Here is a 25,284-nt window from a genome sequence, read left to right on the forward strand (position 1 = left end):
AGTATTTTATGTCGTTTAGAAAAAATTATAAGAGAAAATTTCAAAATTTGCAATGAAATTTAAAATAATTCCCTCATAAATCCTTTCCCATGGACTTCGGCTACATCTAATATAGAGATAAAAGCATTTTCATCTATTTGGTGTACGATAAATTTAAGTTGTGGAAGCTGTGTCAAAGCTACAATGGAATACAAAACCTTTTTGTTCTCTTTGGTATAAGCACCCTCTCCATGAAGCAAAGTAACCCCTCTTTTTAATGTAGTCATTATTTCTTTGCTCACTTCTTCTACTTTATCAGTAACCACCAGCACCATTTTTTGCCTATTAAAACCTTTTATAGTTTTATCCACCATGTAGGAAGTAATGTACATAGAAACAAGAGTGTAAAGAGCACTGGTCAAACCAAAAAATATAGCTCCAATGGCTACGATAAAAAAGTTAACAATAAAAGAAATATGCCCAATTTCAAAGTTATCATATTTCTTTTTTACAATCACAGAAATTATATCTAAACCACCAGTTGAACCGTGATTACTAAAAACTATTCCCATACCTAAACCATTTAACACTCCGCCGTATAAACTCAAAAGTAATGGATCATTTATATGCAAGATATTTTTTATTGCATAAGTAAGCACCAAAAACAAAGAAAGTGATACAGTACCTATAATAGTAAAAATTGTAAACCTTAAATTTACTTTTTTATAGCTCAAAATTAAAAGTGGGATGTTTAACAAAAATATAGTGTATCCTGCAGGAAACTTGGTTAAATACTGTATAATAAGTGCAATACCAGAAACTCCTCCACTTAAAAGTTTAGCATGAACAATAAACATGTTAATACCAATAGCAGACATTAAAGTCCCCATAAGAATAAAGAAAATATTTTTTATACTTTCTCTATTAAAAAAACTTGTTATCTCCAAGCTAACACCTTCTTATCACATTTGAGACTTAACTACTTTACATAAAATTTTTATTGTAATTTTTATTTATACCAATATTTGCTATCAATAATTCTATACTGTAATGCTTCTGCTACATGTTCAAACTTAATATTTTCTGCACCTTCCAAATCAGCAATTGTACGAGCAACTTTTAAAATTTTATTATATCCTCTTGCACTCAAATAAAACTTTTCGAAAGCTTCATTTAAAAATTTTTTAGTATCTTCATCAAGTTTGCAATGCTTTTTCAACATATTTCCTTTTAATTGAGAATTGACATATATGCCAGTACCTTTATACCTTTTAAGTTGCATTTCTCGTGCTTTTATGACTCGTTCGCGAATTTCCTTGGAACTTTCTGCTTGTGTTTCTTCTTCGAAATATTTATCTTTTTTAAGAGGTTTTACCTCCACATGTAAATCAATTCTATCTAACAAAGGTCCTGAAATTTTATTTTGATATCTTCTTATTTCATTTACACTACAATGGCATTCGTGAGTATCATCACCATAATAGCCACAAGGACAAGGATTCATAGCTAAAATCAAAATAAATTTGCTTGGATAAGTGAAACTACCATTTACACGAGTAATTGTAACCACTTCATCTTCTAACGGCTGCCTTAAAACTTCTATTGCATCTTTTTTAAATTCAGGAATCTCATCTAAAAATAACACTCCATAGTGGGCAAGGGATACTTCTCCAGGCTTAGGATATTTTCCTCCCCCAACTAAAGCAACTGTAGAGATAGTATGATGAGGAGCTCTAAAAGGTCGAGTAGTGATAAGAGGTGTACCTTTTGGAAGCAATCCTGCTATACTGTATATTTTGGTGACTTCTAAAGCCTCTTCAAAACTTAACTGAGGAAGAATAGTAGGAAAACGCCTTGCCAACATAGTTTTACCCGCTCCAGGTGGTCCTATCATTAAAACATTGTGACCACCTGCAGCGGCAATCTCAAGTACCCTTTTTGCATTTTCCTGCCCTTTTACTTCAGCAAAATCTATATCGTATTCTACATTATCAAAAAAATTATTAATATCTAAAGTAAAAGATTCTATTTCCCTATCTCCATTTAAAAACTCAACCACTTCTTTTAAATTTTTCACAGGATATACTTTTATCCCTTCTACAACTGCCGCTTCATGAGCATTTTCATAAGGAACAACAATAGAGGAAATACCTTTTTTCTTTGCCCCTATTACCATTGGCAGTATACCATTTACGCCTCTTATACTTCCGTCCAAAGAAAGTTCACCTACAAAGGCTATGTCTTCTTTTTCCTCTTTTATCTCCTCTGTGCATTTTAAAATCCCTACTGCTAAAGGTAAATCGAAAGCAGTGCCTTCTTTTTTAGTATCAGCTGGTGCTAAATTTACAGTAATTTTTTTGAGGGGAAATTCAAAGCCACTGTTTTTGATAGCAGACCTTACTCTGTCTCTTGCTTCCTTAACTTCTGTATCACCCAAGCCTACAATATCAAAAGAAGGAATTCCAGTAGATAAATCTACCTCCACCTCTACCACATAGGCATTTATACCTAAGACCGCCATACTTTTTACTTTAGAAAGCATAAAAATCCCCCTTATGGTCTTTCCAGAGAAATCTTCCCCAATTTCCCTTTTCGAAAATCTTCCAACAAAATATGAGAAGTTTTTAAGGTATCTACTTCTCCGCCTGCAATTAAACATCCTCTTTTTTTACCTATTTCCTTTAAAAGTTCAAAATCTTCCATTACTATTTTATCAATTTTATATCGGGACATCAAATAATGGGGGTAATACTTTTTTAAGACTGCAACTAAGTTTAATGCTATTTCTTCTATGTTTAATATTTCATCTTTTATAGCTCCTGTAATTGCCAACATAATTCCTGTTTCTTTATCGTCAAATTTTGGCCAGAGTATGCCAGGAGTGTCTAAAATGTCGAAATAAGGAGTTTTTATCCAATGCAAAGTCCTTGTAACCCCCGGCTTGTCGCCAGTCTTTGCCCTTTTACTGCCAATTAATTTATTAATAAAAGTAGATTTCCCAACATTGGGAACACCCACAATTATTCCTCTCAGCCTTGGAATCATTCCTTTTTGCCTTTTCTTCTCCAAAATATCTTGACAAACTCTCTGAGTTGCTTCATTTATCTCTTTAAGTCCAAACCCTGTAATTGAATTAACTTTTATCGCTTCTATTCCCTTTTCTTTAAAATATTCTATCCATAAATCCGTAATTACATCATCTGCTAAATCAGCTTTATTTAAAAGGATAAGCCTTTTTTTATTTTTTACAATATCATCAATATCTGGGTTTCTGCTGCTCTTAGGTATTCTCGCATCTACTATTTCGTATATTACATCTACTAACTTAAGGTTAGAAACTATCTCCTTTTTAGATTTTGCCATATGTCCAGGATACCATTGTATCATATCTAATTCCTCCATATATTTGAAAAAGGGGTTTATAACCCCTTTTTACATTAATTCTTTTATCTTTGTAGCAGCTTTTCCTACTCTCTTTCTCAAATAATACAATTTTGCTCTTCTGACTTTACCTCTCCTTATAACCTCTATCTTTTCAATTCTTGGAGAGTGAAGTGGAAAAGTCCTTTCGACTCCCACACCATAAGACACACGTCTTACCGTAAAAGTCTCTCTTAGGCCTGAACCGCTTTTTTTGATTACTATTCCCTCAAAAGGCTGAATTCTTTCCCTATCTCCTTCAATAACCCTATAATGTACTCTTATAGTATCTCCTACATTAAAAGGAGTTAAGTCTTTTCTCATTTGCTGACTTTCCACTACTTTTATTAAGTCCATTATTTTCCCTCCTTCCAGCTTCTAAATGTCAAACCCTCTTTCTCGTAAAAATTTTTTATCTTCTTCCGTCAAAATTGCCTTTTTAAGTAAATCAGGCCGTTTTAAAAAAGTTATCTCTAAAGACTTTTGTCTTCGCCATTTAGCTATTTCAGCATGATTACCACTTAGTAAAACTTCTGGCACCTTCATGCCTCTAAAAACTTCTGGTCTTGTATACTGGGGATATTCCAACAAACTATTACTAAAGGATTCTTCTACAGCGCTTTGAGGATGTGAAAGAACTCCTTCAATAAGTCTTGTTACAGCATCAATAATAGCCATTGCGGCTATTTCTCCGCCTGTCAATATAAAATCTCCTAATGAAATTTCTTCATCAATAACAGAATAGACTCTTTCATCAATTCCTTCATAGTGGCCACACAAAAGGGCTATTCTTTCTAATTTAGACATTTTAACCGCTATTTCCTGACTAAAAACCTTACCTTTAGGACCAAGGTAATATACAGGAATATTACCTTGACTCTTTACAAATTCAATTGCGTCAAAAAGAGGCTGAGGCATCATCACCATTCCTGGTCCGCCTCCATAAGGATAATCGTCTACCTTTTTATGTTTATCCTTTGAAAAATCTCTTATATTTATCAAGTTAACTTTTAATTTTCCTTTTTCAATAGCCCTTTTCAAAATACTATAGGATAAAACACTATCAAACATTTCAGGAAATAGGGTTAAAACGTCAAAAATCATCATAGCCCCTCCAAAAGGTGGACCACCATTACTTTATTGTCAACATCTACTTTTTTGACAACTTCTTTTATAGCAGGAATTAGTATTTCCCTCTCCTCACCTTTTATTACATACACATCATTTGCACCAGTTTGCAATACCTCTACCAATGTACCTACAAAATCTCCTTCCTCTGTATACACCTTCATCCCAATTAAATCTTTGATAAAATATTCATCTTTTTCTAACTTTAAAGCATTTTGAGAATCAACCTTTAAAAAGGCCCCCTTTAATTTTTCTGCCTCGTCTCTATTGTCAATTCCCTTTAATTTTACACAAACTCTTTTAGATATAATCTTGACATATTCAATGTCATATTTGCGGGGCCTTTGTTGGTCATCAAAAACCCAAACATACTCAAGTTCATAAAACCTTTCAGGAACATTGGTAAGAGGATATACTTTAACTTCCCCCTTAATGCCATGGGCAGAAGTAACTTTTCCTACATTATAATAATCAGCCATACCACCACCTAGATTATCTCAACAATCACGCGTTTCTTTTCTTTTAAAGCAGCAGCTCTAACCAATGTGCGAATTGCTTGAGCAATCCTTCCCTGTTTGCCAATTACTTTTCCCATATCTTCGGGAGCAACTTTAAGCTCTATTATAACAGATTGCTGTCCCTCAATTTCATTGACTTCTACAGCATCAGGATTGTTAACTAACGCCTTGGCTATAGTTTTAACCAATTCTCCCATTATTACACCTCCTCACAAGAGAGGATTATTGAGATGCACTATTACCAATTATACCTTCTTTTTTAAACAGTGACTTTACAGTATCTGAAGGTTGGGCACCAACACTGAGCCATTTTTTAGCCTTTTCTACATCTATTTTTATTTCAGCAGGCTGGGCTATAGGATTGTAATATCCTATCTCATCAATAAACCTTCCATCTCTTGGTGACCTTGAATCTGCTACTACTATTCTGTAAAAAGGTCTTTTCTTAGCCCCAAACCTTTTTAATCTTATTCTGACTGCCACTTTCTCACCTCCTTCAAAAGTTGCCCACCTTCCGATATTATCTAAAGAAAGGCAGCCTCATTTTACCTTTCTTTAGGTCTTTATCAATATCAGCAAATTTCTTCATCATCTTTTTGGTTTCTTCAAACTGTTTTAAGAGGCTATTTACCTGTTGGATGGTGGTACCGCTGCCTTTGGCTATTCTTTTCTTTCTACTGCCATTTATAATAGAAGGGTTTTGCCTTTCTTCTTTAGTCATAGATTGAATAATGGCTTCTATCCTCTTTAAATCTTTTTCTGAAATGTCTACATTCTTAAGCATGTTTTTGTTCATTCCAGGAATCATACTGAGGAGTTGATCTAAAGGTCCCATATTTTTAAGGCTCTGCAGCTGTTCTAAGAAATCTTCCAGTGTGAACTGTTTTGTTAAAAGCTTTTGCCCTAACTCTTGTGCCTTTTTCTCATCAATTGCTGCTTGGGCCTTTTCAATTAAAGTCAAAACATCTCCCATTCCCAAAATACGAGAAGCCATTCTATTAGGATAAAAAGGCTCTAAATCTGTCAACTTTTCGCCTGTGCCCACATATTTTATAGGTTTTTGTGTAACAGCCTTAATAGAAAGAGCTGCTCCACCTCTCGTATCTCCATCCAATTTTGTCAATATAACTCCTGTTATATCTAACCTTTCATTAAAGGAAGACGCTACGTTTACTGCGTCTTGACCTGTCATAGCATCTACTACTAACAAAATCTCATCTGGTTGTACTGCCCTTTTTATATTTACAAGTTCCTCCATCAATTCTTCATCTATGTGAAGTCTACCCGCAGTATCTATAATAATTACGTCAGAGTTATGAGACCTTGCATAATCAATAGAAGCTTTTGCAATATCAACAGGGTTTGCTTTGTCCCCCATTGTAAAAACTGGTACATTTACATTAGCTCCCACAACCTGTAACTGCTTTATGGCAGCCGGTCTGACGACGTCACAAGCTACTAGTAGTGGATTTTTTCCCTGCTTCTTTAACAAGTTTGCCAATTTCCCACAAGCAGTGGTCTTTCCAGAACCTTGAAGTCCAACCATCATTATAACTGCAGGAACTTTATTCCCTATATTTAACCGGCTTTGAGTAGACCCCATAAGGGCTATAAGCTCATCATTGACTATCTTTATCACCTGTTGCCCCGGGGTCAGGCTTTCCATCACTTCTTGCCCTAAAGCTTTTTCTGTAACAGAGTTTATAAAGTCTTTTACTACCTTAAAGTTGACATCCGCTTCTAAGAGGGCAACTTTTACTTCCCTCATAGCTTCTTTTATATCTTTTTCTGTGAGTTTTCCTTTTCCTCTTAACTTTTTAAAGATTTCCTGCAGCCTTTCAGATAGGCTTTCAAAAGCCATTAAAATTTACCTCCTACAGATTTAGCTCCTCTATTTCACGAGCTATCTCCTCAATAATTTTTAAAATTTCTGGGTCTCTTTCTCTTTGCCGTATTATTTCAATGCCCTTTTTTATCTTACCCAGTCTATTCATTATTTCTTGATGTCTTTTTACCAACCCTAATTTTTCCTCAAAAAACTCTAACGAGCTTTCTGCTCTTTTTAAGGTATCATAAACCCCTTGTCGTGAGATATCCAAAAGTTCGGAAATTTCTCCAAGAGAATAATCATTTAAATAGTACATTTCAAAAATTTCTCTTTGCTTATCTGTAAGCAAAGCACCATAAAAATCATACAAAAGAGTCATAAATAAAAAATCTTCATCCACAAAAATCCCACCCGTTAAGGTCCTAACCTTTACATTAAGATTTTATATGAAGGGCTGCATTTTGTCAAGCTGTGTTTTTTCATTTTTTTACGATTTAATTTACTGAAAAATAGCAGAAACGAAAGATTTTGCATCAAAAGCTTGCAAATCCTCTATTCCTTCCCCCATTCCTATATATCGTATAGGTACATTTAATTCTGATTTTATAGCTACAACAATTCCACCTTTTGCCGTTCCATCTAATTTGGTAAGTACAATACCGGTTATATCAGAAACTTCTTTAAATATTTTCGCCTGTTGAAGAGCATTTTGACCAGTTGTAGCATCTAAAACTAAAAAGGTCTCAACTCTCGCTTCAGGATATTCCCTATCTATAACTCTGCGAATTTTCCTCAATTCCTCCATCAGATTCTTTTTATTGTGGAGTCTACCTGCAGTATCACAAATAAGTATATCTATTCCCCTTGCTTTTGAAGCTTGAATGCCATCAAAAATAACAGAAGCTGGATCTGAGCCTTCTTGGTGTTTGATAATTGGACAGTTAACTCTCTCTGCCCATATTTCTAGCTGGTCAATAGCTGCAGCTCTAAAAGTATCACCTGCTGCTAGCATAACTTTTTTGCCTTCTTTTTTGTACATATAAGCTAATTTTCCAATTGTAGTAGTCTTTCCTACTCCATTTACTCCGACGATCAATATCACCATAGGAGAAGTCAAGGTAAAAGGTTTTACATCCTTTTGCAAAATTTCATAAACTTCTTCAGCTAAAAGTTCTTTTATTTGAGATGCATCATAAATCTTCATTTCTTTTGCCTTTTGACGTATTCCTTCTATAATCTTAGAAGTAGTACTAATACCTATATCAGCCAAAATTAAAATCTCTTCTAATTCTTCCAAAAGTTCTTCGTCAATTTTTCTACCTATTGTAACAATACTATCTATTTTAGAAGTCAAATTTTCTCTTGTTTTCAATAGTCCTTCTTTGATCTTTTGAAAAAAACCTTTTTTTTCTTCAGCAGTTTCGGATTCTTTTTTAGATTTGTCAAAAAAATTAAGCATGTTTTACCAAGCCTCCTATTTTGTCGTCAGTATTAAGTTTAAGGGATAACAATTTGGAAACTCCTTTTTCTTGCATTGTTACACCGTATATCGCATCAGCCACCATCATTGTCCCTTTTCTGTGGCTTACAACTATAAACTGAGTATCTTTTGACAATTCTTTCAAAAACTCAGCAAATCTCTCCACATTTGCATCATCTAATGCTGCATCTATCTCATCCAATATACAAAAAGGAGTAGGTTTTATAATTAGCATTGCAAATAAAAGGGAAATGGCAACTAATGCCTTTTCTCCTCCTGAAAGAAGAGAAAGGGTTTGCAATTTCTTTCCTGGGGGCTGTGCTTTAATTTCTATACCTGTTTCTAAAAGATTGTCTTCGTCAGTAAGTATTAACTCTGCATTACCCCCTCCAAAAAGTCGCCTAAACGTCTCCTTAAATTGAATCTGTAGGATTTCAAAACCATCTTTAAATTTTGTTTTGATAATTTTATTTGCTTCTTCGATTACAGAAATCAAAGATTCCTTTGCCTTTATAATATCTTCCATCTGAGATTTTAAAAAATCATACCTTTCCTTTACCTCTTTATATTCTTCAATAGCATCTATATTCACATTACCTAATCCTTTTATAGCCTTTGTCAAATGATCTGCTCTTTGTCTTAATTTTGAAATCTCGCCTTCTTCAGCTTCTTCAAAAGCTCTGTCTAAGGTCAATTCATATTCTTCCCAAAGCCTATTTTTGATATTGTCAATCTCTATCTGAAATCTTTGCATTTCCATTTCTACTTTATGAAATTCTTCATTAATATTAGTAAATTCTTGTTGTAAAATCGAAAATTTTTCTTTACGTTTTTGTAAATCCTCTTCTTCTTGGAAAATATTATCTTCTAAAGAAGAAATATCTTTTTGAATTTTTTCTACTTCTTGTTGTAATTTATATATTTCTCCTTGCAACTTTTCCCTATCTAAACTCAAATTGACCTTTAAGCTTTCTATTTCTTTAATATTCTTTTCTTTCTCTACTATATTGTTTTTTTCTCTATCAAATTCTTGTCGTTTATCTTTTAAGTTATGAAGTTCATTCTGAAGCTTTTGTTCGATTTTGGCGATTTCAATTTTCAAAGCAGTGATTTCTTTGTCTAAAATTGCTAAATTTTCCTCTTCTTTATTGTTTTTTTCTTTAAAACCATTAATCAAGGCATCCAATCGTTCTTTTTCTTTTTCTAAGCTTTCTAACTCTTTTAAAAACCGGTCAATTTCTTGTTGATAATTTCTAACATTTTCCTTTAATTCGCCAATTTCTAAAGTATAACTTTCTAGTTGATTTAATAAATTTCCTATTTCTTTTTCTAATGAAATCCTCCTTTGCTCATTAGAAGTTATATTATATCTAATATCAGAAACTTCTTTGTTCAATAATTCTATTTGCTCCTCTTCATGAATTTTATCATTCATTTTTTGTCTGATTTCTTCTTCCACTATTTCTTGTTGATTTTTTAAGCTATCAATTTCTTTTTTCAGTTTAGTTATCTCTTCTTTTCTCTTAAAGATGCTTTGAAGTTTAGGTTTTAAACTGCCACCGGTTATTGACCCCCCTGGATTTATAACTTCTCCTTCTAATGTTACAATTTTATAAGCTTGATTATATTTTTTAGATAACCTCACTGCATTTTCAATTGTATCTACTATAATAACACGGCCTAGCAAAAAATTAAAAATTTCTTCTAAATTATCGTTATACTTTATTAGCTTAGAAGCAACTCCAATTACGCCTCTCTCAGACAAAATATTGCTTTCTTGCTGAGAAAGGATCCTGCCACGAATCAAATCAAGAGGCAAAAAAGTAGCTCTCCCCAAATTTTCTTTTTTTAGCCTTTCAATCAATTCCGCCACTTTATCAGAAGATTTTATAACTATATTTTGTACATTTGAACCTAATGCTACCTCAATTGCTGTGCTATAAGTATTTTCAACCTCTAAAAGTTCCCCCACAACTCCAATTATGTTTTCTTTAAAAGAAGGAATATTTTCAGAGAGTTTTAACAAGTTCCGCACAGTTCCACTATAGCCTTCGTAATTTTTATCCATCTCCTCTAAAATCGAAAGTCGTGACCTTTTTCTTTCAATTTGTTCTTTAATAATTTTTAAATTATTTTCCTTCAAAATTATTTCATTCTCAATTTTCTGCAAAGCTTGCTGTTCAGTAATCTTTTGTTGATTCTTTTTATCTAGTTCTTTTTGTAAAATTTGTAATTCTTCAACAATTTTATTTTTTTCTTTGTCTAGTTTTTCTATTCGATTTTGAATCTCCTCTATATGTTTTCTTAAGTTTTGCTGCCTACTTATTGCCTCTTCCTTTAGAGAATTGTTTAAAGACAATTTTCCTTTCACATCTGCTATGCTATTTAAAATTTCAATTATATCTTCCTTAGCCTTTTCAACTTCTTCTATCTTATCTTTTTGCTGCTTTTGTACACTTATGTATTCTTCCTGAAATTGTTTTAATTTCTCTTCTAATTCTTTTTTGTTTAGATGTAAAAGCGCTACATTAGACTCTACCCTTTTAAGTTCTTCCCTCAAAAGTTCTTCACGTTTTACAGCTTTTTTCAATTCCTCCCTGTAAAGCTCTGAGGTTTCTTCTAAATTTCTAAGCTTCTCTACTATTAATTCCCTTTTTCCTGAGACTATCTCTATCTCTCTTAACTTGTTGTGATATTCCTCTTTTTTACTGTCTAATTGCTGTTTCAGGTCATGAATTTCTTTTTCTTTATATAGCAAATTTTCCTCTTGATTTATTTTATGTATTTTTTTTACATTCAATTGACTTTTTAGGTTCTCATATTTTCCTTTTAAAGCATCGTACTGGTTCATAGACTTCTTTGCTAATTGAATATATAAACTTATATCTACTTTTCTTTTTTCCTTGTGGAGTTTTAGAAACTCTTCTGCCTTGCTTTTTTGCGTTTCCAAAGTAGTAAGCTGTTTCTCTAATTCTGCAACTATATCGTTCAAACGAATCAGATTATCATTAGCTGCTGCCAGTTTCTTTTCTGCTTCTTCTTTTTTATATCTGTACTTTGAAATACCTATTGCTTCCTCAAAAATTTGTCTTCTATCTTCTGGTTTCGCAGATAGGATTTCGTCTATTCTACCTTGTCCTATTATTGAATAGCCTTCTTTTCCTACTCCTGTATCTAAAAAAAGCTCGTATATGTCCCTAAGACGACAAGGAGTCTTATTTATAAAAAATTCACTTTCGCCAGATCTAAAAATTTTTCTGGTAATAACTACTTCCGTATAATCAAAAGGAAGATAACCATCGGAATTGTCTAAGGTAAGATTTATTTCACAAAAACCTAAAGGTTTTCTATTCTCGCTACCTGCAAAAATTACATCCTCTAACTTAGAACCTCTTAAACTTTTGATACTTTGTTCTCCCAGAACTAATCTAATAGCGTCAGAAATATTACTTTTGCCACTTCCATTTGGACCTACAATTGCTGTTACACCTTTTTCAAAATTAAGAGTTACTTTGTCTGCAAAAGACTTAAAGCCTTGAAGTTCAAGTTTCTTAAGGTACATACCACCACTCCTTATGCACCTTCCATTTTACCACATCTCCATTTAAATTTCATCTTTTATTTTTCAGTATTATACCCATTCGGCCTCTTTGCCGCAGGGGCCAGCCTCCGGGGCCCTTGCCTTCGGCCCCGTCTTCGTCTCTCGGTCTTATTAAGTTTAGCTTCTGTTCTGTCAAGTCACTTCTCTTGTGCAAAATGTCAGCTTTATTAGTCTCACCTACTCTAGTTCTCCACGTACTCTTCGTATTTCTTCTACAATCTCCTCTATTTCTTCCTTATATGAAGAAGGTGCTAATATCTCTCCCCATCATGTTAGCACTTGAAACAATCCATCATAAGCCGTATCATGATAACTTCTTATAAAATGTGGTATCTCCTTTTCTTTTAAAATGCCTTCTATCAATTTCGCTTCTATTTCATTTTCCAACACTAAAATTTTAGCGAAGTCTTCCATTAAAATCACCTCTATATAAAAATAAAACCTGCTAAAAAGCAGGTTTAGATTATCTTGGTTCTACAATAAATTTTATCGCTGTCCTCATTTCGCCGTCTATCTCAATCTCTGAAAAGGCAGGAATCGCAATTAAGTCTATACCATTTGGTGCCACAAACCCCCTTGCTATTGCAATAGCCTTAACCGCTTGATTTACTGCACCTGCCCCAACCGCTTGAATTTCTGCAGAAGATTTTTCTCTTAAGACGGCTGCTAATGCACCTGCTACAGACTTAGGTTTAGATTTAGCTGATACTTTTAGAACCTCCACTGTCAAATAACCTCCTTCATACATTATTGTGAAAATGAATACATTTATATATTTATATATTCGCTAAAAAACCAATATTTCCTTCTTTTTAAATAAAATTTTTTTAAAAATTATTTTTTATAAAATCAGTTATAGAAATGCGCATAATCTTTTTATCAGTACAAATAACTATTTTGTCCTTAGTCAGTCTATCTGATATTTTAAATTCCATTTTTACATTGTATTTTTTTTCTAAAAACAACTTGTTGAACTTTTTTTGCCCTATAATTGTGGAAATCTGCTTTTCATTACAAAAAATTGTAACATTTGTGTCCCTTATATTCTTATCTTTAAATGCCCTTATAAGAATGTCAAGAATAATACTTGACTCGACCAATTGTCCCATCGCAGGATGAAAAGGACCTGCTACTACATCTTTATTGTAATTAATATTTTCTGTCGTTTGAAGTCCAATACGAATGACATCAATATTATTCTTAATAAAAATTATATACATTTTCTTTGAAATTTCAACAGCCTCTTGCAAAGTCAAAGGAAGGAATCTTCCTTCTTTATACATTCTTTCTAGATAAGTATCTTTAATCACCAAAGTAGGATAAATCCTCACAAAATCAGGTTTCAACTCCACAATCTTATAAGCAGTATTTAAAGATTTTTCTAAATTATCCTCCGGCAATCCAATCATTATTTGCAGCCCTAATTTAAAGTCATATTGTCGAATTAGATTCACAGCTTTTACAACATCTTCACTTGTATGACCCCTTCTACTTTTTAAAAGCACTTCTTCATCCATTGATTGTACTCCAAGCTCTATTATTGAAACTTGGTATCTTTTAAGGTTTTGTAAAATCTTCGTGTCTATATAATCAGGACGAGTAGACAAACGAATAGCATCTATTTTGCCCTTATCCAAATATTCTTTTGCTATTCCTAAATAGAAATTTTGCATATCCTGCGGTATCCCTGTAAAACTTCCACCAAAAAAAGATACCTCTATTTCCGCATCCCTTGGAAGAGTTTTTAAATGACTTTCTATGGTTTGCCTTACCTCTTCTTCTGTTATCTCCCTTTGTCGCCCTGTTATCGAATTCTGATTGCAAAAAACACACTTAAAAGGACAACCTAAATGGGGTATAAAAATAGGTATTATATACATCTTCTTCTTCATAATAATTTCTACACTCCACTCAAAAGGCTTATTTTCCAGTTTTTTGCATTAACTTTTTTATGCTCTTTCTGGCACGCTTGGGCACAAACATTTTTCTTTAAAAAGTTTGTATTCAATCTAAAGTTTTAAGAGTTAAGTCTTAAGAAATACTTATAAAAACTTAAATCATCAGTAAGTTCGGGATGAAAAGAGGTAGCAAGCATATTATCTTGCTGTGCTGCTACAATTTTACCTTGGTACTTCGCAAGTATCCTGACACTATTCCCTACATTTTCTATATACGGAGCCCTTATAAAAACCGCCTCTATTTCATTATTGGAAACCTCTGGTATTATAAGTTTTGTTTTAAAGCTGTCAAGTTGACTACCATATGCATTTCTTCTAACTGAAATATCCATTATTCCAAGGTGCACTTTGTCATCATTAATTATATATTTTGCCATAAGTATCATGCCAGCACAAGTGCCCCATATGGGAATTTTCCTCTCATTTAGCTTTAAAATAGCATCTTTGAGTCCAAAATCCACAATCATTTTCCCTATTGCAGTGCTTTCGCCCCCAGGTATAATCAATGCATCTAAACTTAGCAGAGTATTTTTGTCTTTTGCCAAAACAGCTTCTACACCCATAAGCTTTAATTTTTCAATATGTTCTCTAACAGAGCCTTGAATTGCCAATACTCCGACACGCAAACTACCATCCCCTTGAAGCATATAGATCTTTTTCATCAAGTTTTCTTATATCAATGCTCTGCATGGCTTCTCCCAATCCTTCTGAAACTTCTGCCAATATTTCTGGTTTGTCGTAATAGGTTACCGCTTTTACTATAGCTTCTGCCATCTTTTCGGGATTTTGTGACTTGAATATTCCAGAACCAACAAAAACACCATCTGCACCAAGCTGCATCATAAGTGCAGCATCTGCCGGTGTGGCAATCCCTCCTGCCGCAAAATTTACAACCGGAAGTCTCCCATTTTGTGCAACATATTTTACAAGTTCATATGGAGCTTGTAGCTCTTTAGCAGCAGCCATAAGTTCGTCTTCCCTCAAAGTAGTAAGCCTTTTTATTTCAGCATTTATTATCCTCATATGCCTTACTGCTTCCACGACATTTCCTGTACCTGCTTCTCCTTTAGTCCTTATCATAGAAGCACCTTCCCCTATGCGCCTTAGTGCTTCTCCAAGATTTCGCGCCCCGCACACAAAAGGTATCTTAAATGCCCACTTATCTATATGGTACATCTCGTCTGCAGGAGTTAAAACTTCACTCTCATCAATAAAATCTATCCCAAGTGCCTCTAAAATCTGTGCTTCCACAAAATGCCCAATTCTAACTTTTGCCATAACAGGGATTGATACTGCCGCCTTTATCTCCTTTATTATTTTAGGATCTGACATTCTTGCTACTCCGCCTCTTGCCCTAATATCAGCTGGAACTCTCTCTAAAGCCATAACTGCAACAGCTCCTGCCTTTTCAGCAATAACCGCCTGTTCTGGTGTTGTCACATCCATTATGACTCCACCCTTTAGCATTTGGGCTAAATTTTTATTTAATTCATACCTTTCATTCATTGTTTTATGCCTCCTTACAATTGTATTAATATTTTGCATATCTTAATATCAATTGTATCTATTAAATCATAACAAGTCAATCATAACATTATAGATACAAAAAAGAATGCATAATAATAGGATGCTGCCAACCATTGCTCATGCTTTGAAAGAAGTGGTAGAGGTAACGCCAAAAAATCCTCTTTTCTTTTAGAGCATTAAATGTTAAACTCATATTGTGAAAGTTTCGCCTTCTATCAATGTTTTTAATTTTAACAGTTAAACATTAGAGAAATGCGACACTTTTATAGATATTTCAAAAAAACTGCTCATCTTTATTTAGCCACAAAAAACTTCGCTTCTTTTTAACAATTTTATTTGCCAATTTGAAGCTTAAATTTATTGAGGTAGGTGAACTTTTTGTTAGAACTAATAAAAAAAGCTGAAGAAACACACACTCTCACTAAGAAAGAAATAGTTGAGCTTTTAAAGGATGATCAATATAACGATGAATTATTTAAAGCTGCGGATAGAGTAAGAAAAAAATATGTGGGAGATGAAGTGCATTTAAGAGGACTTATTGAATTTTCTAATATATGTAAGCAAAATTGTTTATATTGTGGCTTAAGAAGAGATAACAAAAATATAAAACGTTATAGATTAAAGCCAGAACAGATAATTAATTTTGCCAAAAATGCCCGCAATTTAGGATATAGAACTGTAGTATTGCAGTCTGGCGAAGATGATTTTTTCAATGTTGAAAGGATGACTAAAATTATAAAATCAATAAAAGAACTCGATGTTGCAATAACTCTAAGTATAGGCGAAAAAACAAGAGAAGAATATAAGGCATATAAAGAAGCTGGAGCAGATAGATATTTGTTAAGAATAGAAACAACGGATAAAGAACTTTATGAAAAACTCGATCCTAATATGAGTCATGAAAATAGAAAAAGATGTCTTAAAGATCTAAAAGAATTAGGTTATGAAGTTGGAACCGGATGCCTCATAGGACTTCCTGGACAAACTATAGAATCTATTGCAGATGACATTCTATTTTTTAAAGAAATTGATGCTGATATGATAGGGGTTGGCCCATTTATCCCGAATCCCGATACTCCATTAAAAAATGAAAAGGGAGGTACCTTTGAACTCAGTTTAAAAGTTATGGCCATAACAAGGCTTTTGATGCCCGATATTAATATTCCGGCAACTACAGCAATGGAAAGCCTCAATATTAATGGAAGATTGATAGCACTTCGCAGTGGAGCAAATGTTGTAATGCCAAATGTTACAGAAGGGGAATACAGAAAATTGTACGCATTATATCCAGGCAAAATATGTATAAATGACACTCCAGCCCATTGCTTTAGCTGTATTACTGGTAAAATAAATAGTATAGGAAGACCAATTGCGAAAGATTATGGTTATAGGAAAAAGGTTATGTCAAAAAAGTAAGGGACGGGGTCTTCCCCGTCTTTTATGCATACATATTTCCATAGGGTCTTTTGTCTATCGGATGCAATTTGATAAAAGAATGATTCATAATCTTTTGAAAATCATAATCAAAATATTGACAAAAATTTTCAACATACTTTTGGATAAACGCGTAATCCTTGTCATCTATTTTTTCTTTAATAACTTCTTTCCCAAGTTTATAGTCTTCTACATCTCCTCTCAAATATATAACTCCCCCGTGCATACCTGTACCACAATATTCTCCGACTATATCTTCATCATTTTTTAAGTTTAGTACAATCATGCATCCACCTGCCATATATTCACCAAAAAAGTCTCCCGCACTTCCTCCAATAACTATTACAGGAACTTTATCTTTGTATTCTTTCATGTGTATGCCGACTCTATAACCAACATTATCTTTTATATAGATAGATCCACCTCTCATCCCATAACCAATGACATCACCTGCATGTCCATGTATAATAATATTCCCATCGTTCATTGTATTTCCTATTGCATCCTGTCCATTACCAAAAACTTCTATTGTAAGTCCATCCATGAAGGCTGCCATGTCATTCCCAGGTGTACCTTCGATATTTATTTTGGTAGTCCCAGATAGATTATCTCCTATATATCGTTGACCATTAACATTTTTCAAATTAATTATATCTTCACCAGACCGAACTAACTCTTTAATTATTTCATTAAGGTCTCTATAATAAATTCCCGACGCATTTATGGTTTTCATCATACCACCTCCAGGTCAAGCATTTTTGCTCTTCTTAATTCTTTTGGCAAATATATAAATCCAAAATCATCATTTAAAAAATATTTCTTAAATGGAGTTATATCCGTTTCATTTTTTATAAACCCAGTAAACAATCCAGCCCTATCAATATCATTAATTAATATAAATCCTACTAACCTATTTTCTTTTACCACAAATTTTTTATAATACTTTCTGTTATGATCAATTTTAGAGATAATCTCAAATTCCTCCTGCTGGGGATTTGTTATACCAGCCGTTATCACATTTGTATTTTTATAACCTATTGAGTTCATAGGGAAAATTCCTTTAAAACTTTTATTAATACCAATCATGTTGAACCCTGCAATTTCCCCTTGCATGTATGCATTTGGCCATATTGGCACAACCCTATTTGACTCAACAAGCATATCATAACCTTCGGCTACGTCTCCTGCTGCATACACATCTTCAGCACTTGTTTTCATAGTGTTATCTACTAAAATACCACGGTTTATAGAAATTGATGTGTTTTTTACAACATCAACGTTTGGCACAACACCTATCGCGATGATAAGATTATCGGCTTCTAATTCCTGCCCATTTTTGAGCAAAACCCCTTTAACATATTCCTCTCCTATAATTTTATCCACTGTTGTTCCCGTAATTATTTTTATTCCGTCATTCTGAAGACTTTGAGATACCAAAGATGCTCCTTCTGCATCAAGAATTGTACTTAAAATTCTATCGGCAAGTTCAACTATTGTTACATCTACCCCTAGATGGCGAAGACCTTCTGCTGCTTTGAAGCCGATTAGGCCACCCCCTACAATTACAGCTTTTGAACCCGGCTTGGCAACTTCCTTTAATTTTTTAGCATCGTCCATTTTTATAAAAGTATGAACATTTTTTTTGTTCAATCCTTCTACTGGAGGTATTATAGGTTTCCCGCCCGTTGCAATGAGAAGTTTGTCAAAAGTTATGCTATCCCCGTTTTCAAGATAAACTTCTTTTTTTCTTTCATCAATAGAAACAGCTTTAATACCAAATATAGTTTCTACCTTATTTTTGCGATAAAAGTCTTTCTCTCTATATATCATTTTGTCCTCAGACACTAAACTTCCGAGATAATAAGATATAAGAGGCCTTGAATACACATGATAGGGTTCATCCGAAATAACAACTATTTCAGAACTTGTATCATATTTCCTTATTGCCTCTACTGCACCTACCATTGCAGCAGAATTACCAATTATTACTATTCTCATACAGAAATGCCTCCTTCACTATAGACAAGTGCCTCATTAGGACAATTCTTGACACACGCCGGTTCTCCTGTTTCAGCACATAAGTCACATTTTGATGCAACCTTATTATTTACATCTCTTATGATTGCGCCAAACTCACACACAAGCACGCAAGTCCAACATCCAACACATTTATCTGTATCACAAGTTACAACGCCCGTTAACGGATCTTTTCGCATTGCTCCTGTAATACATGATTTGACACATGGTGCATCATCGCAATGCCTACATTGGAGTGAAAAAGATACAGGTTTATTTTCTTCAATAACAATTCGTGGTGTCGGCCTCTGGGTTTCCAGCTTATATGCTTTTAAAACATCTTTATACTTTGAATGAGATGTAATACAGTATACTTCACATAATCTACATCCAACACACACATCTTCTTTCACATAAACCTTTTTCACAAAAATCCCCCCTATTCGCCGGCAGCTAGAATGCCAAGTATATCAAGTTCCTTTTGTGTCATTCCTATGCCACGAAGCATTAACCTATTTCCTTTAAGACTTTCAATATCATTTATACCCATTCCACCAAGCATTTCTTTTATTTCATGACTCCATGCTTGAACAAGGTTAACAAGACGTTTATATCCGATTTCTGGGTTTAATCTTTTTACAAGGTTAGGATCTTGAGTAGCAATTCCCCAATTGCACTTACCAGTATGGCATTTTTGGCACATATGACATCCCAAAGCAATCAAAGCAGCTGTTGCAATGTAAACAGCATCTGCGCCAAGAGCTATCGCTTTGACTATGTCTGCACTGTTTCTAATACTACCCGCTGCCACCAAAGATATTGTATGTCTTATACCTTCAGATCGGAGTCTTGCATCTACAGCAGCTATTGCAAATTCAATTGGAATTCCTACATTATCCCTTATTCTTTTTGGAGCAGCCCCCGTACCGCCTCTAAATCCGTCTATTGCTATATAATCTGCTCCAGCTCTTGCTATTCCAGAAGCTATTGCCGCCACATTATTGACTGCTGCAATTTTAACACCAACAGGTTTTTGATAATTGGTAGCTTCCTTCAATGCATATATTAATTGTGCAAGGTCTTCAATTGAATAGATATCATGATGCGGTGCAGGAGATATAGCATCACTTCCAGGTGGTATCATCCTTGTTGCCGAGATATCTTCACTCACCTTTTCACCGGGTAAATGACCACCTATCCCAGGCTTTGCACCTTGACCAATTTTTATTTCAATAGCCGCTGCAGTATTGAGGTATTCTCTATCAACACCAAAACGACCTGATGCGACCTGTACAATTGTATTTTTGCCATATTTGCGAAAGTCCTTATGAAGTCCCCCTTCACCAGTATTATATAGTATTCCAAGCTCTTCAGCAGCTCTTGCCAAAGCTGCGTGAGCATTGTAACTTATTGAACCATAAGACATTGCTGAAAACATTATTGGTGTCTCAAGTTTGAGTTGTGGAGGCATTTTTGTTTTAACATTGAGGTTTTCGTCTATTTCTATCTTGTCAGGCTTCCTACCTATATATACCCTTAATTCCATAGGTTCTCTTAGTGGATCTATAGAGGGATTTGTAACCTGGCTTGCATTTATAACCATTTTATCCCAATATACGGGATAAGGCCTATCATTTCCCATGGATGACAGAAGAACTCCACCTGTTTCTGCCTGTTTGTATATATCTCTTATAGCATCGTAAGTCCAATTGGCATGTTCTCTAAATGTTTGAGGATGTTTAATAATTGTAAGAGCTTGAGTTGGACACAACACGACACATCTTTGACAATTTACACAGTTCATATCATTTGAAACCATCTTATCTAAATGTTCGTCATAGCTGTGAACTTCAAATGAGCACTGTCTCATACAAACCTTACAATTAATGCATTTATCGTAATCTCTGAGTACTTTAAATTCTGGAGTAAGGTAGCTTAAACTCATGCAGTAACCTCCTTTGTAGAGTACATTTCTTTTTCATTATCACGTATGAGCTCAGCTATAACAGGTTCTCCACCTCTAGGAATCCATACGCTTTCAGGATTTTTGCATACTTGCCTTATTGCTGACTCTTCGCTGGCTACATATATCATATCGCCTTTTTTTGCAGCAGTAAGTGGCCTTAGTTTAATCCTATCGTTTATTGCTACAAAGCCATCTTCATATGCTATTATCATTGAAAATGGACCATTTAAAAGTGCTCTACCATAAATTATTTTCAGGTTAGTGTATAAAATTTTTTCTTTTGGTGACATCCTTTCAACCTGCTTCCACAAAGGCGATGCAACTACTTTGCATGCAAGTTCTATTGGCAAACCATGTCTTCTTAATAAAAGGTCGAAAATGTATGCTGCAACTTCTGTATCAGTTTGCAAGGTGCAAATATATCCAAACTCTTCTAAATATTTACGATTAGTATCATACGAAGAAAGCTCACCATTGTGAACAACAGAGATATTTAATAGATTAAAAGGATGTGCACCACCCCACCATCCTGGTGTATTCGTTGGAAATCTACCATGGGCCAACCACATATATCCTTTATAAGATTCCAATTTATAAAAATTCGCAACATCCTCTGGGTAACCTACCGCTTTAAATACTCCCATATTTTTCCCGCTAGAAAAAACATATGCACCTCGTATGTTACTGTTTATATTAAATACAAATTTAATTGTAAATTCATTTTCATCTAGTTCTGACAATTTCAATTTCTCTGGCTTTGGTATAGCAAAATATCTGTAAATTAATGGTGCATTTTTAATATGTGTCGTTTTTCGTGTGGGTATTTTCTCTTCTAAAGCCACTATATAATTTGCTTTTAAAATATTCTCTGTTTCCTGTTTAGCTATCAAATCATCATAAAACATATGAAATGCAAAGTAATCTTTAAAATCAGGATAAATGCCATATGCAGCAAAGCCACCTCCAAGACCATTTGATCTATCATGCATTGTCGCGATGGAATCTGTTATAGATTGCCCCGAAAATAGACGACCAGTGCGATCAATTATGCCACTTATAGCACATCCTGAAGGTATTCTTACATAACCTTCCTTCAACATTTTATAACCCCCTTAAAAAATTTTTATATGCAATATTTTTTTTGAAAGTTGCATCAAGCGAAAATGTTTACTGCTTAAAATTGTCCTCAAATCGTGGCAAAACACTTATCAATCCTAAATTATAAGTGTTATGTTAATTATAATATATTTTATTAATTTTGCAATACGTTAATATGAAAAATTCATAAATTATTTTTAAGTTAATTGTACAATTAAATGTAATTGCCCTAAAAAACAATTAAAAAATCCACCTCCTTAAGTCGAAACTATATGCAGAATAACAACACCCCCACTTTTTACTTAATAAAAAGTGGGGGTGTCTTTTATCCCTGCAAGTATTCTTTTTTACTGTTCTCGTTCCTTTCTTACCTTATTGTGCGTCTACGTATAAACATCCAAAAGTCGGCAAAAATTCGCCCAAAAGCGGGAAAAAACTTCCTGATTTTTTTCCCACAGCCTTTTTGTCTCTTCTTTAAGTTGATTCACTGCTTCTGGTCCAGCAAAGTCTATAAGTTCTTCTTGATAAATCTCAGCCCAATAATCAATGATTATAGGTGTAACTTCTGGGTGAAATTGTAAAGCCCAGGCACACTCCTGATAAGCAAAAGCCTGGTTAGTACAAGTATCACCTTCTGCAAGTAGAACAGCACCTTCAGGCAGTTCAAAAGTATCTCCATGCCATTGAAAAGCCCAAAACTCCTCTGGTAAATCGCGGAAAAGAAAAGCCTTTTTCCCTGCTTCTGTCAAATGTATTTTATACCACCCAATTTCTTTTATCGAGTTAGGTTTGACTGTTGCCCCTAACGCCCTAGCAATAAGCTGTCCTCCTAAACATATTCCTAATATTGGTATTTGTCTTTCTATCGCATCGCGTACAAGTTCTTGCACTTGATAAAGATATGGGTACTTTGGTTCTTCATATGCTCCCATTGGACCTCCCAATATTATCACAGCTTTATAGTCAGCCACTTTTTTAGGTAAAATAGTTCCTGGTTGATCCATTATACGAATATCTAACTTCCATCCTTTCTTCGAAAAAATCTCAGCTATAAGACCTGGTCCTTCCTGTCTTACATGTTGGATAATTAAAACTTGCATTATCCCATCTCCTTTGCTAAACAATAGGGTCAAGACTTTTACAAAGCTCAGAAATTGTAGATTTTGAAAATTCAGTATGATAGAGTTCATAAGTGATTTCTTCAGCTTTTCGTGTAGATACTTCGTTAACCACCATCTTCATTAATGCCAATAAAAAAGCCTGTTTCTTAAATGGTAGCCATTACGATAGTTTTGCCTTTCTTCCGTTCTTTCATATGGTTCAGCTTCGATTTTTAAGTAGCTTGAGCTAGTAATATTTGATCAAGTACAGATTTTAAGAGTTTGTATAACTTTACATAAATAGACATTTTTAGAGGGGTGCAAGAGGCAAGGCAGACTATCTTTCATTTGGAGGTATTTTGAATGTCTCCTATTGCCAAATTGTAAGTATGGCTCCTCCAAACTTTAAATTGCGCTTTCACCTTTTTCGCCAGTTCTGATTCTGACAGCATCTTCAACATTGTATATAAATATCTTACCATCGCCTATATTACCTGAGCGGGCAGCTTTGATGATTGTATCCACAATTCTATCAACCTCAGAATCCTTTACAATCAGCTCAAGCTTTATCTTAGGTAAAAGGTTGATATTAATCGCAACACCCCTGTAATATTCTGTCTTCCCCTTTTGAAGACCGCATCCCATTACTTGGGACACTGTCATGCCCTTTATCCCAAGTTGATTTAAAGTATCCTTTACCTCTTCAAGCTTTTCAGGCCTGATAATACACTCAATCTTTTTCATTGACCTTCACCCTTTTCAAATAAAATTTATCATAAAACCATCAAATTTAGTTTACTGCCTCAGACTTCGTTACAAAGTCACCATAAGCTGTGGCACCATGTTCTGCAACATCCAGACCTTCTACCTCTTCCTCTTCGGAAACTCGCAAACCGACTGTGAGTTTGATTATCGCAAAGAGAATAAACGCTGTCACAGTAGTCCATGCAAACGTTGAAGCAACCCCAGCAAGCTGCGCCAAAAACTGCTTTATTCCACCACCATAGAACAGTCCTCCTTCTATTGCAAAAAGCCCAACCATCAATGTTCCAAACGCACCACAAACACCATGCACAGAAATTGCACCAACGGGATCGTCTATTTTGAGCTTTTTATCAATAAACTCAACAGAAACAACTACTAAAATTCCTGCCAATCCCCCTATTATTGCAGCACCCCATGTACTTACCGACGCACATCCTGCTGTGATTGCAACAAGCCCAGCTAAAGCACCATTCAGTGTCATGCTAACATCGGGTTTTCTGTACTTTAGCCATGTATAAATCATCGCGAGGGTTGCACCCATTGCAGCTGCTAAATTGGTATTTACAGCAATATCGCCAATTTTGTCACTCATACCTGAAAGTGTTGAACCTGGGTTGAATCCAAACCATCCAAACCATAAAATGAAGGTACCAAGCGCTGCCAATGTTATGCTATGCCCTGGAATCGCATTGACCTTTCCGTCTTTTGTGTATTTTCCTATTCTTGGTCCAAGCATTTTTGCACCAATCAACGCTGCCCAACCACCAACAGAGTGAACAACAGTAGACCCTGCAAAGTCGATAAATCCTAATTTGCTCAACCATCCTCCTCCCCATGCCCAGTGTCCTACAACTGGATAGATAATGAGTGAAATTACAGCACTATAAATACAGTAAGCGGCAAATTTTGTTCTTTCAGCCATAGCACCAGATACAATTGTTGCGGCTGTTGCTGCAAATACTGTCTGGAAAATTAAAAAGGACATCAAAGGAATTGAAAGCTCTAAATGTTCAAATGAATCACTGAAGAAAAACCCTGAGGTTCCTATAAAGCCACCTGCATCTTTTCCGAACATTATTGCAAATCCTATCAACCAGAACATAACTGAACCAATTGCAAAGTCCATTAGGTTTTTCATAACAATGTTGCTTGCATTCTTTGCTCTTGTGAACCCCGCTTCAACCATTGCAAACCCTGCTTGCATGAAGAACACCAAGAAAGCTGATACAAGTACCCAAACATTGTCAATAGCTGTTGCAACTTTTTCTGGTGTTATTTGGTCTGCTGCTTTTGCAGTGCAAATTCCGCTCGCTACTACAAAAATTAAAACCATAAAGCTTAAAAATATTTTCTTTACCTTATCCATTTTTATAAACCTCCTCATAATTGAATTAAGTTTTAAGAAGACTTATAAATCATTAAGTACACCTACTTGCACCCCTCTTTTCAAATTTGAATTGATTTGA

At 34.5% G+C, this 25,284-nt stretch carries 26 protein-coding genes and 1 pseudogene; 1 reads left to right on the forward strand and 26 read right to left on the reverse strand.

Annotated features, from left to right (window positions below):
• Positions 1-59: 59 nt before the first annotated feature.
• From TMATH_RS06460 to pdxS, 17 genes are all read right to left on the reverse strand, one after another.
• Positions 60-926 (reverse strand): YitT family protein, encoded by an 867-nt coding sequence (locus tag TMATH_RS06460; protein ID WP_013150353.1) that lies wholly within the window; start codon positions 924-926, stop codon positions 60-62.
• A gap of 62 nt (positions 927-988) precedes the next feature.
• A complete protein-coding gene (locus TMATH_RS06465; RefSeq protein WP_013150354.1) occupies positions 989-2,521 on the reverse strand; it encodes a YifB family Mg chelatase-like AAA ATPase in 1,533 nt (510 codons plus the stop codon).
• Positions 2,522-2,532: 11 nt separating this feature from the next.
• Positions 2,533-3,366 (reverse strand): ribosome biogenesis GTPase YlqF, encoded by an 834-nt coding sequence (gene ylqF, locus TMATH_RS06470; protein ID WP_013150355.1) that lies wholly within the window; start codon positions 3,364-3,366, stop codon positions 2,533-2,535.
• A 45-nt stretch (positions 3,367-3,411) separates the two neighbouring features.
• The gene (rplS, locus tag TMATH_RS06475; protein WP_012995306.1) at positions 3,412-3,756 is read right to left on the reverse strand and encodes a 50S ribosomal protein L19; all 345 of its coding nucleotides are present in this window, start codon (positions 3,754-3,756) and stop codon (positions 3,412-3,414) included.
• Positions 3,757-3,777: 21 nt separating this feature from the next.
• Positions 3,778-4,503: a tRNA (guanosine(37)-N1)-methyltransferase TrmD gene (gene trmD / locus TMATH_RS06480; RefSeq protein WP_012995307.1), complete on the reverse strand. Its 726-nt coding sequence runs from the start codon at positions 4,501-4,503 to the stop codon at positions 3,778-3,780.
• Positions 4,503-5,006 carry a ribosome maturation factor RimM gene (gene rimM / locus TMATH_RS06485; protein ID WP_012995308.1) on the reverse strand — a complete coding sequence of 168 codons (504 nt, stop codon included), beginning with the start codon at positions 5,004-5,006 and terminating at the stop codon, positions 4,503-4,505. Before rimM ends, trmD begins: the two co-directional genes overlap by 1 nt.
• An 8-nt stretch (positions 5,007-5,014) precedes the next feature.
• Entirely contained in the window at positions 5,015-5,242 is a 228-nt protein-coding gene (locus tag TMATH_RS06490) for a KH domain-containing protein (RefSeq protein ID WP_012995309.1), read from the reverse strand.
• Between the two features lie 25 nt (positions 5,243-5,267).
• Complete coding sequence (gene rpsP / locus TMATH_RS06495) at positions 5,268-5,528, reverse strand: 30S ribosomal protein S16 (RefSeq protein ID WP_003866679.1); 261 nt, start codon at positions 5,526-5,528, stop codon at positions 5,268-5,270.
• Positions 5,529-5,565: 37 nt separating this feature from the next.
• Entirely contained in the window at positions 5,566-6,906 is a 1,341-nt protein-coding gene (gene ffh, locus TMATH_RS06500) for a signal recognition particle protein (protein ID WP_013150356.1), read from the reverse strand.
• 13 nt (positions 6,907-6,919) lie between these two features.
• Positions 6,920-7,273 carry a putative DNA-binding protein gene (locus TMATH_RS06505; protein WP_012995311.1) on the reverse strand — a complete coding sequence of 118 codons (354 nt, stop codon included), beginning with the start codon at positions 7,271-7,273 and terminating at the stop codon, positions 6,920-6,922.
• Positions 7,274-7,372: 99 nt separating this feature from the next.
• Positions 7,373-8,332 carry a signal recognition particle-docking protein FtsY gene (gene ftsY, locus TMATH_RS06510; RefSeq protein ID WP_012995312.1) on the reverse strand — a complete coding sequence of 320 codons (960 nt, stop codon included), beginning with the start codon at positions 8,330-8,332 and terminating at the stop codon, positions 7,373-7,375.
• Positions 8,325-11,915: a chromosome segregation protein SMC gene (gene smc, locus TMATH_RS06515; RefSeq protein ID WP_012995313.1), complete on the reverse strand. Its 3,591-nt coding sequence runs from the start codon at positions 11,913-11,915 to the stop codon at positions 8,325-8,327. The genes ftsY and smc overlap by 8 nt, the downstream gene beginning before the upstream one ends.
• A gap of 306 nt (positions 11,916-12,221) precedes the next feature.
• Entirely contained in the window at positions 12,222-12,368 is a 147-nt protein-coding gene (locus tag TMATH_RS12585; RefSeq protein WP_013150357.1) for a hypothetical protein, read from the reverse strand.
• Positions 12,369-12,417: 49 nt separating this feature from the next.
• Positions 12,418-12,678 carry a stage V sporulation protein S gene (locus TMATH_RS06525; RefSeq protein ID WP_003869192.1) on the reverse strand — a complete coding sequence of 87 codons (261 nt, stop codon included), beginning with the start codon at positions 12,676-12,678 and terminating at the stop codon, positions 12,418-12,420.
• A 103-nt stretch (positions 12,679-12,781) separates the two neighbouring features.
• The gene (locus tag TMATH_RS06530; RefSeq protein ID WP_013150358.1) at positions 12,782-13,846 is read right to left on the reverse strand and encodes an elongator complex protein 3; all 1,065 of its coding nucleotides are present in this window, start codon (positions 13,844-13,846) and stop codon (positions 12,782-12,784) included.
• 125 nt (positions 13,847-13,971) lie between these two features.
• Positions 13,972-14,538, reverse strand: coding sequence for a pyridoxal 5'-phosphate synthase glutaminase subunit PdxT (gene pdxT / locus TMATH_RS06535; RefSeq protein ID WP_041591649.1), 567 nt, complete (start codon positions 14,536-14,538; stop codon positions 13,972-13,974).
• Between the two features lies 1 nt (position 14,539).
• Positions 14,540-15,418 carry a pyridoxal 5'-phosphate synthase lyase subunit PdxS gene (pdxS, locus tag TMATH_RS06540; RefSeq protein WP_012995317.1) on the reverse strand — a complete coding sequence of 293 codons (879 nt, stop codon included), beginning with the start codon at positions 15,416-15,418 and terminating at the stop codon, positions 14,540-14,542.
• A gap of 399 nt (positions 15,419-15,817) precedes the next feature.
• Between pdxS and hydE the strand changes: the two genes are divergently transcribed.
• Entirely contained in the window at positions 15,818-16,855 is a 1,038-nt protein-coding gene (gene hydE, locus TMATH_RS06545; RefSeq protein WP_012995318.1) for a [FeFe] hydrogenase H-cluster radical SAM maturase HydE, read from the forward strand.
• A 22-nt stretch (positions 16,856-16,877) separates the two neighbouring features.
• On the opposite strand, the gene TMATH_RS06550 is transcribed toward hydE, so the two are convergent.
• From TMATH_RS06550 to TMATH_RS06585, 9 genes and pseudogenes are all read right to left on the reverse strand, one after another.
• Entirely contained in the window at positions 16,878-17,606 is a 729-nt protein-coding gene (locus tag TMATH_RS06550) for a GltB/FmdC/FwdC-like GXGXG domain-containing protein (protein WP_012995319.1), read from the reverse strand.
• Positions 17,606-18,871 (reverse strand): NAD(P)/FAD-dependent oxidoreductase, encoded by a 1,266-nt coding sequence (locus TMATH_RS06555; protein WP_013150360.1) that lies wholly within the window; start codon positions 18,869-18,871, stop codon positions 17,606-17,608. Before TMATH_RS06555 ends, TMATH_RS06550 begins: the two co-directional genes overlap by 1 nt.
• Positions 18,868-19,317: a 4Fe-4S dicluster domain-containing protein gene (locus tag TMATH_RS06560; protein ID WP_013150361.1), complete on the reverse strand. Its 450-nt coding sequence runs from the start codon at positions 19,315-19,317 to the stop codon at positions 18,868-18,870. The genes TMATH_RS06555 and TMATH_RS06560 overlap by 4 nt, the downstream gene beginning before the upstream one ends.
• Before the next feature lie 11 nt (positions 19,318-19,328).
• On the reverse strand, positions 19,329-20,834 hold the full coding sequence (locus tag TMATH_RS06565; protein WP_013150362.1) for a glutamate synthase-related protein: 1,506 nt from the start codon (positions 20,832-20,834) through the stop codon (positions 19,329-19,331).
• Positions 20,831-21,955 carry a class II glutamine amidotransferase gene (locus TMATH_RS06570; protein ID WP_012995323.1) on the reverse strand — a complete coding sequence of 375 codons (1,125 nt, stop codon included), beginning with the start codon at positions 21,953-21,955 and terminating at the stop codon, positions 20,831-20,833. The genes TMATH_RS06565 and TMATH_RS06570 overlap by 4 nt, the downstream gene beginning before the upstream one ends.
• A gap of 381 nt (positions 21,956-22,336) precedes the next feature.
• Positions 22,337-23,053, reverse strand: coding sequence for a type 1 glutamine amidotransferase (locus TMATH_RS06575; RefSeq protein ID WP_013150363.1), 717 nt, complete (start codon positions 23,051-23,053; stop codon positions 22,337-22,339).
• Between the two features lie 19 nt (positions 23,054-23,072).
• Positions 23,073-23,334, reverse strand: a pseudogene (locus tag TMATH_RS11630) (transposase); the annotation flags it as partial.
• Between the two features lie 124 nt (positions 23,335-23,458).
• Positions 23,459-23,797 (reverse strand): P-II family nitrogen regulator, encoded by a 339-nt coding sequence (locus tag TMATH_RS06580; protein WP_013150364.1) that lies wholly within the window; start codon positions 23,795-23,797, stop codon positions 23,459-23,461.
• A 46-nt stretch (positions 23,798-23,843) separates the two neighbouring features.
• Positions 23,844-25,184: an ammonium transporter gene (locus TMATH_RS06585; RefSeq protein ID WP_013150365.1), complete on the reverse strand. Its 1,341-nt coding sequence runs from the start codon at positions 25,182-25,184 to the stop codon at positions 23,844-23,846.
• Positions 25,185-25,284: the final 100 nt, after the last annotated feature.

It is taken from the genome of Thermoanaerobacter mathranii subsp. mathranii str. A3 (genome assembly GCF_000092965.1).
Taxonomy (GTDB): domain Bacteria; phylum Bacillota; class Thermoanaerobacteria; order Thermoanaerobacterales; family Thermoanaerobacteraceae; genus Thermoanaerobacter; species Thermoanaerobacter thermocopriae.

Excerpts from the sequence above, each read along its gene's own strand:
- TMATH_RS06465 (WP_013150354.1), bottom strand. The coding sequence starts at position 2,521 with ATGCTTTCTAAAGTAAAAAGTATGGCGGTCTTAGGTATAAATGCCTAT.
- ylqF (WP_013150355.1), bottom strand. The coding sequence starts at position 3,366 with ATGATACAATGGTATCCTGGACATATGGCAAAATCTAAAAAGGAGATA.
- rplS (WP_012995306.1), bottom strand. The coding sequence starts at position 3,756 with ATGGACTTAATAAAAGTAGTGGAAAGTCAGCAAATGAGAAAAGACTTA.
- trmD (WP_012995307.1), bottom strand. The coding sequence starts at position 4,503 with ATGATTTTTGACGTTTTAACCCTATTTCCTGAAATGTTTGATAGTGTT.
- rimM (WP_012995308.1), bottom strand. The coding sequence starts at position 5,006 with ATGGCTGATTATTATAATGTAGGAAAAGTTACTTCTGCCCATGGCATT.
- TMATH_RS06490 (WP_012995309.1), bottom strand. The coding sequence starts at position 5,242 with ATGGGAGAATTGGTTAAAACTATAGCCAAGGCGTTAGTTAACAATCCT.
- ffh (WP_013150356.1), bottom strand. The coding sequence starts at position 6,906 with ATGGCTTTTGAAAGCCTATCTGAAAGGCTGCAGGAAATCTTTAAAAAG.
- ftsY (WP_012995312.1), bottom strand. The coding sequence starts at position 8,332 with ATGCTTAATTTTTTTGACAAATCTAAAAAAGAATCCGAAACTGCTGAA.
- smc (WP_012995313.1), bottom strand. The coding sequence starts at position 11,915 with ATGTACCTTAAGAAACTTGAACTTCAAGGCTTTAAGTCTTTTGCAGAC.
- TMATH_RS12585 (WP_013150357.1), bottom strand. The coding sequence starts at position 12,368 with ATGGAAGACTTCGCTAAAATTTTAGTGTTGGAAAATGAAATAGAAGCG.
- TMATH_RS06530 (WP_013150358.1), bottom strand. The coding sequence starts at position 13,846 with ATGAAGAAGAAGATGTATATAATACCTATTTTTATACCCCATTTAGGT.
- pdxS (WP_012995317.1), bottom strand. The coding sequence starts at position 15,418 with ATGAATGAAAGGTATGAATTAAATAAAAATTTAGCCCAAATGCTAAAG.
- TMATH_RS06550 (WP_012995319.1), bottom strand. The coding sequence starts at position 17,606 with ATGAAAACCATAAATGCGTCGGGAATTTATTATAGAGACCTTAATGAA.
- TMATH_RS06555 (WP_013150360.1), bottom strand. The coding sequence starts at position 18,871 with ATGAGAATAGTAATAATTGGTAATTCTGCTGCAATGGTAGGTGCAGTA.
- TMATH_RS06565 (WP_013150362.1), bottom strand. The coding sequence starts at position 20,834 with ATGAGTTTAAGCTACCTTACTCCAGAATTTAAAGTACTCAGAGATTAC.
- TMATH_RS06570 (WP_012995323.1), bottom strand. The coding sequence starts at position 21,955 with ATGTTGAAGGAAGGTTATGTAAGAATACCTTCAGGATGTGCTATAAGT.
- TMATH_RS06575 (WP_013150363.1), bottom strand. The coding sequence starts at position 23,053 with ATGCAAGTTTTAATTATCCAACATGTAAGACAGGAAGGACCAGGTCTT.
- TMATH_RS06580 (WP_013150364.1), bottom strand. The coding sequence starts at position 23,797 with ATGAAAAAGATTGAGTGTATTATCAGGCCTGAAAAGCTTGAAGAGGTA.
- TMATH_RS06585 (WP_013150365.1), bottom strand. The coding sequence starts at position 25,184 with ATGGATAAGGTAAAGAAAATATTTTTAAGCTTTATGGTTTTAATTTTT.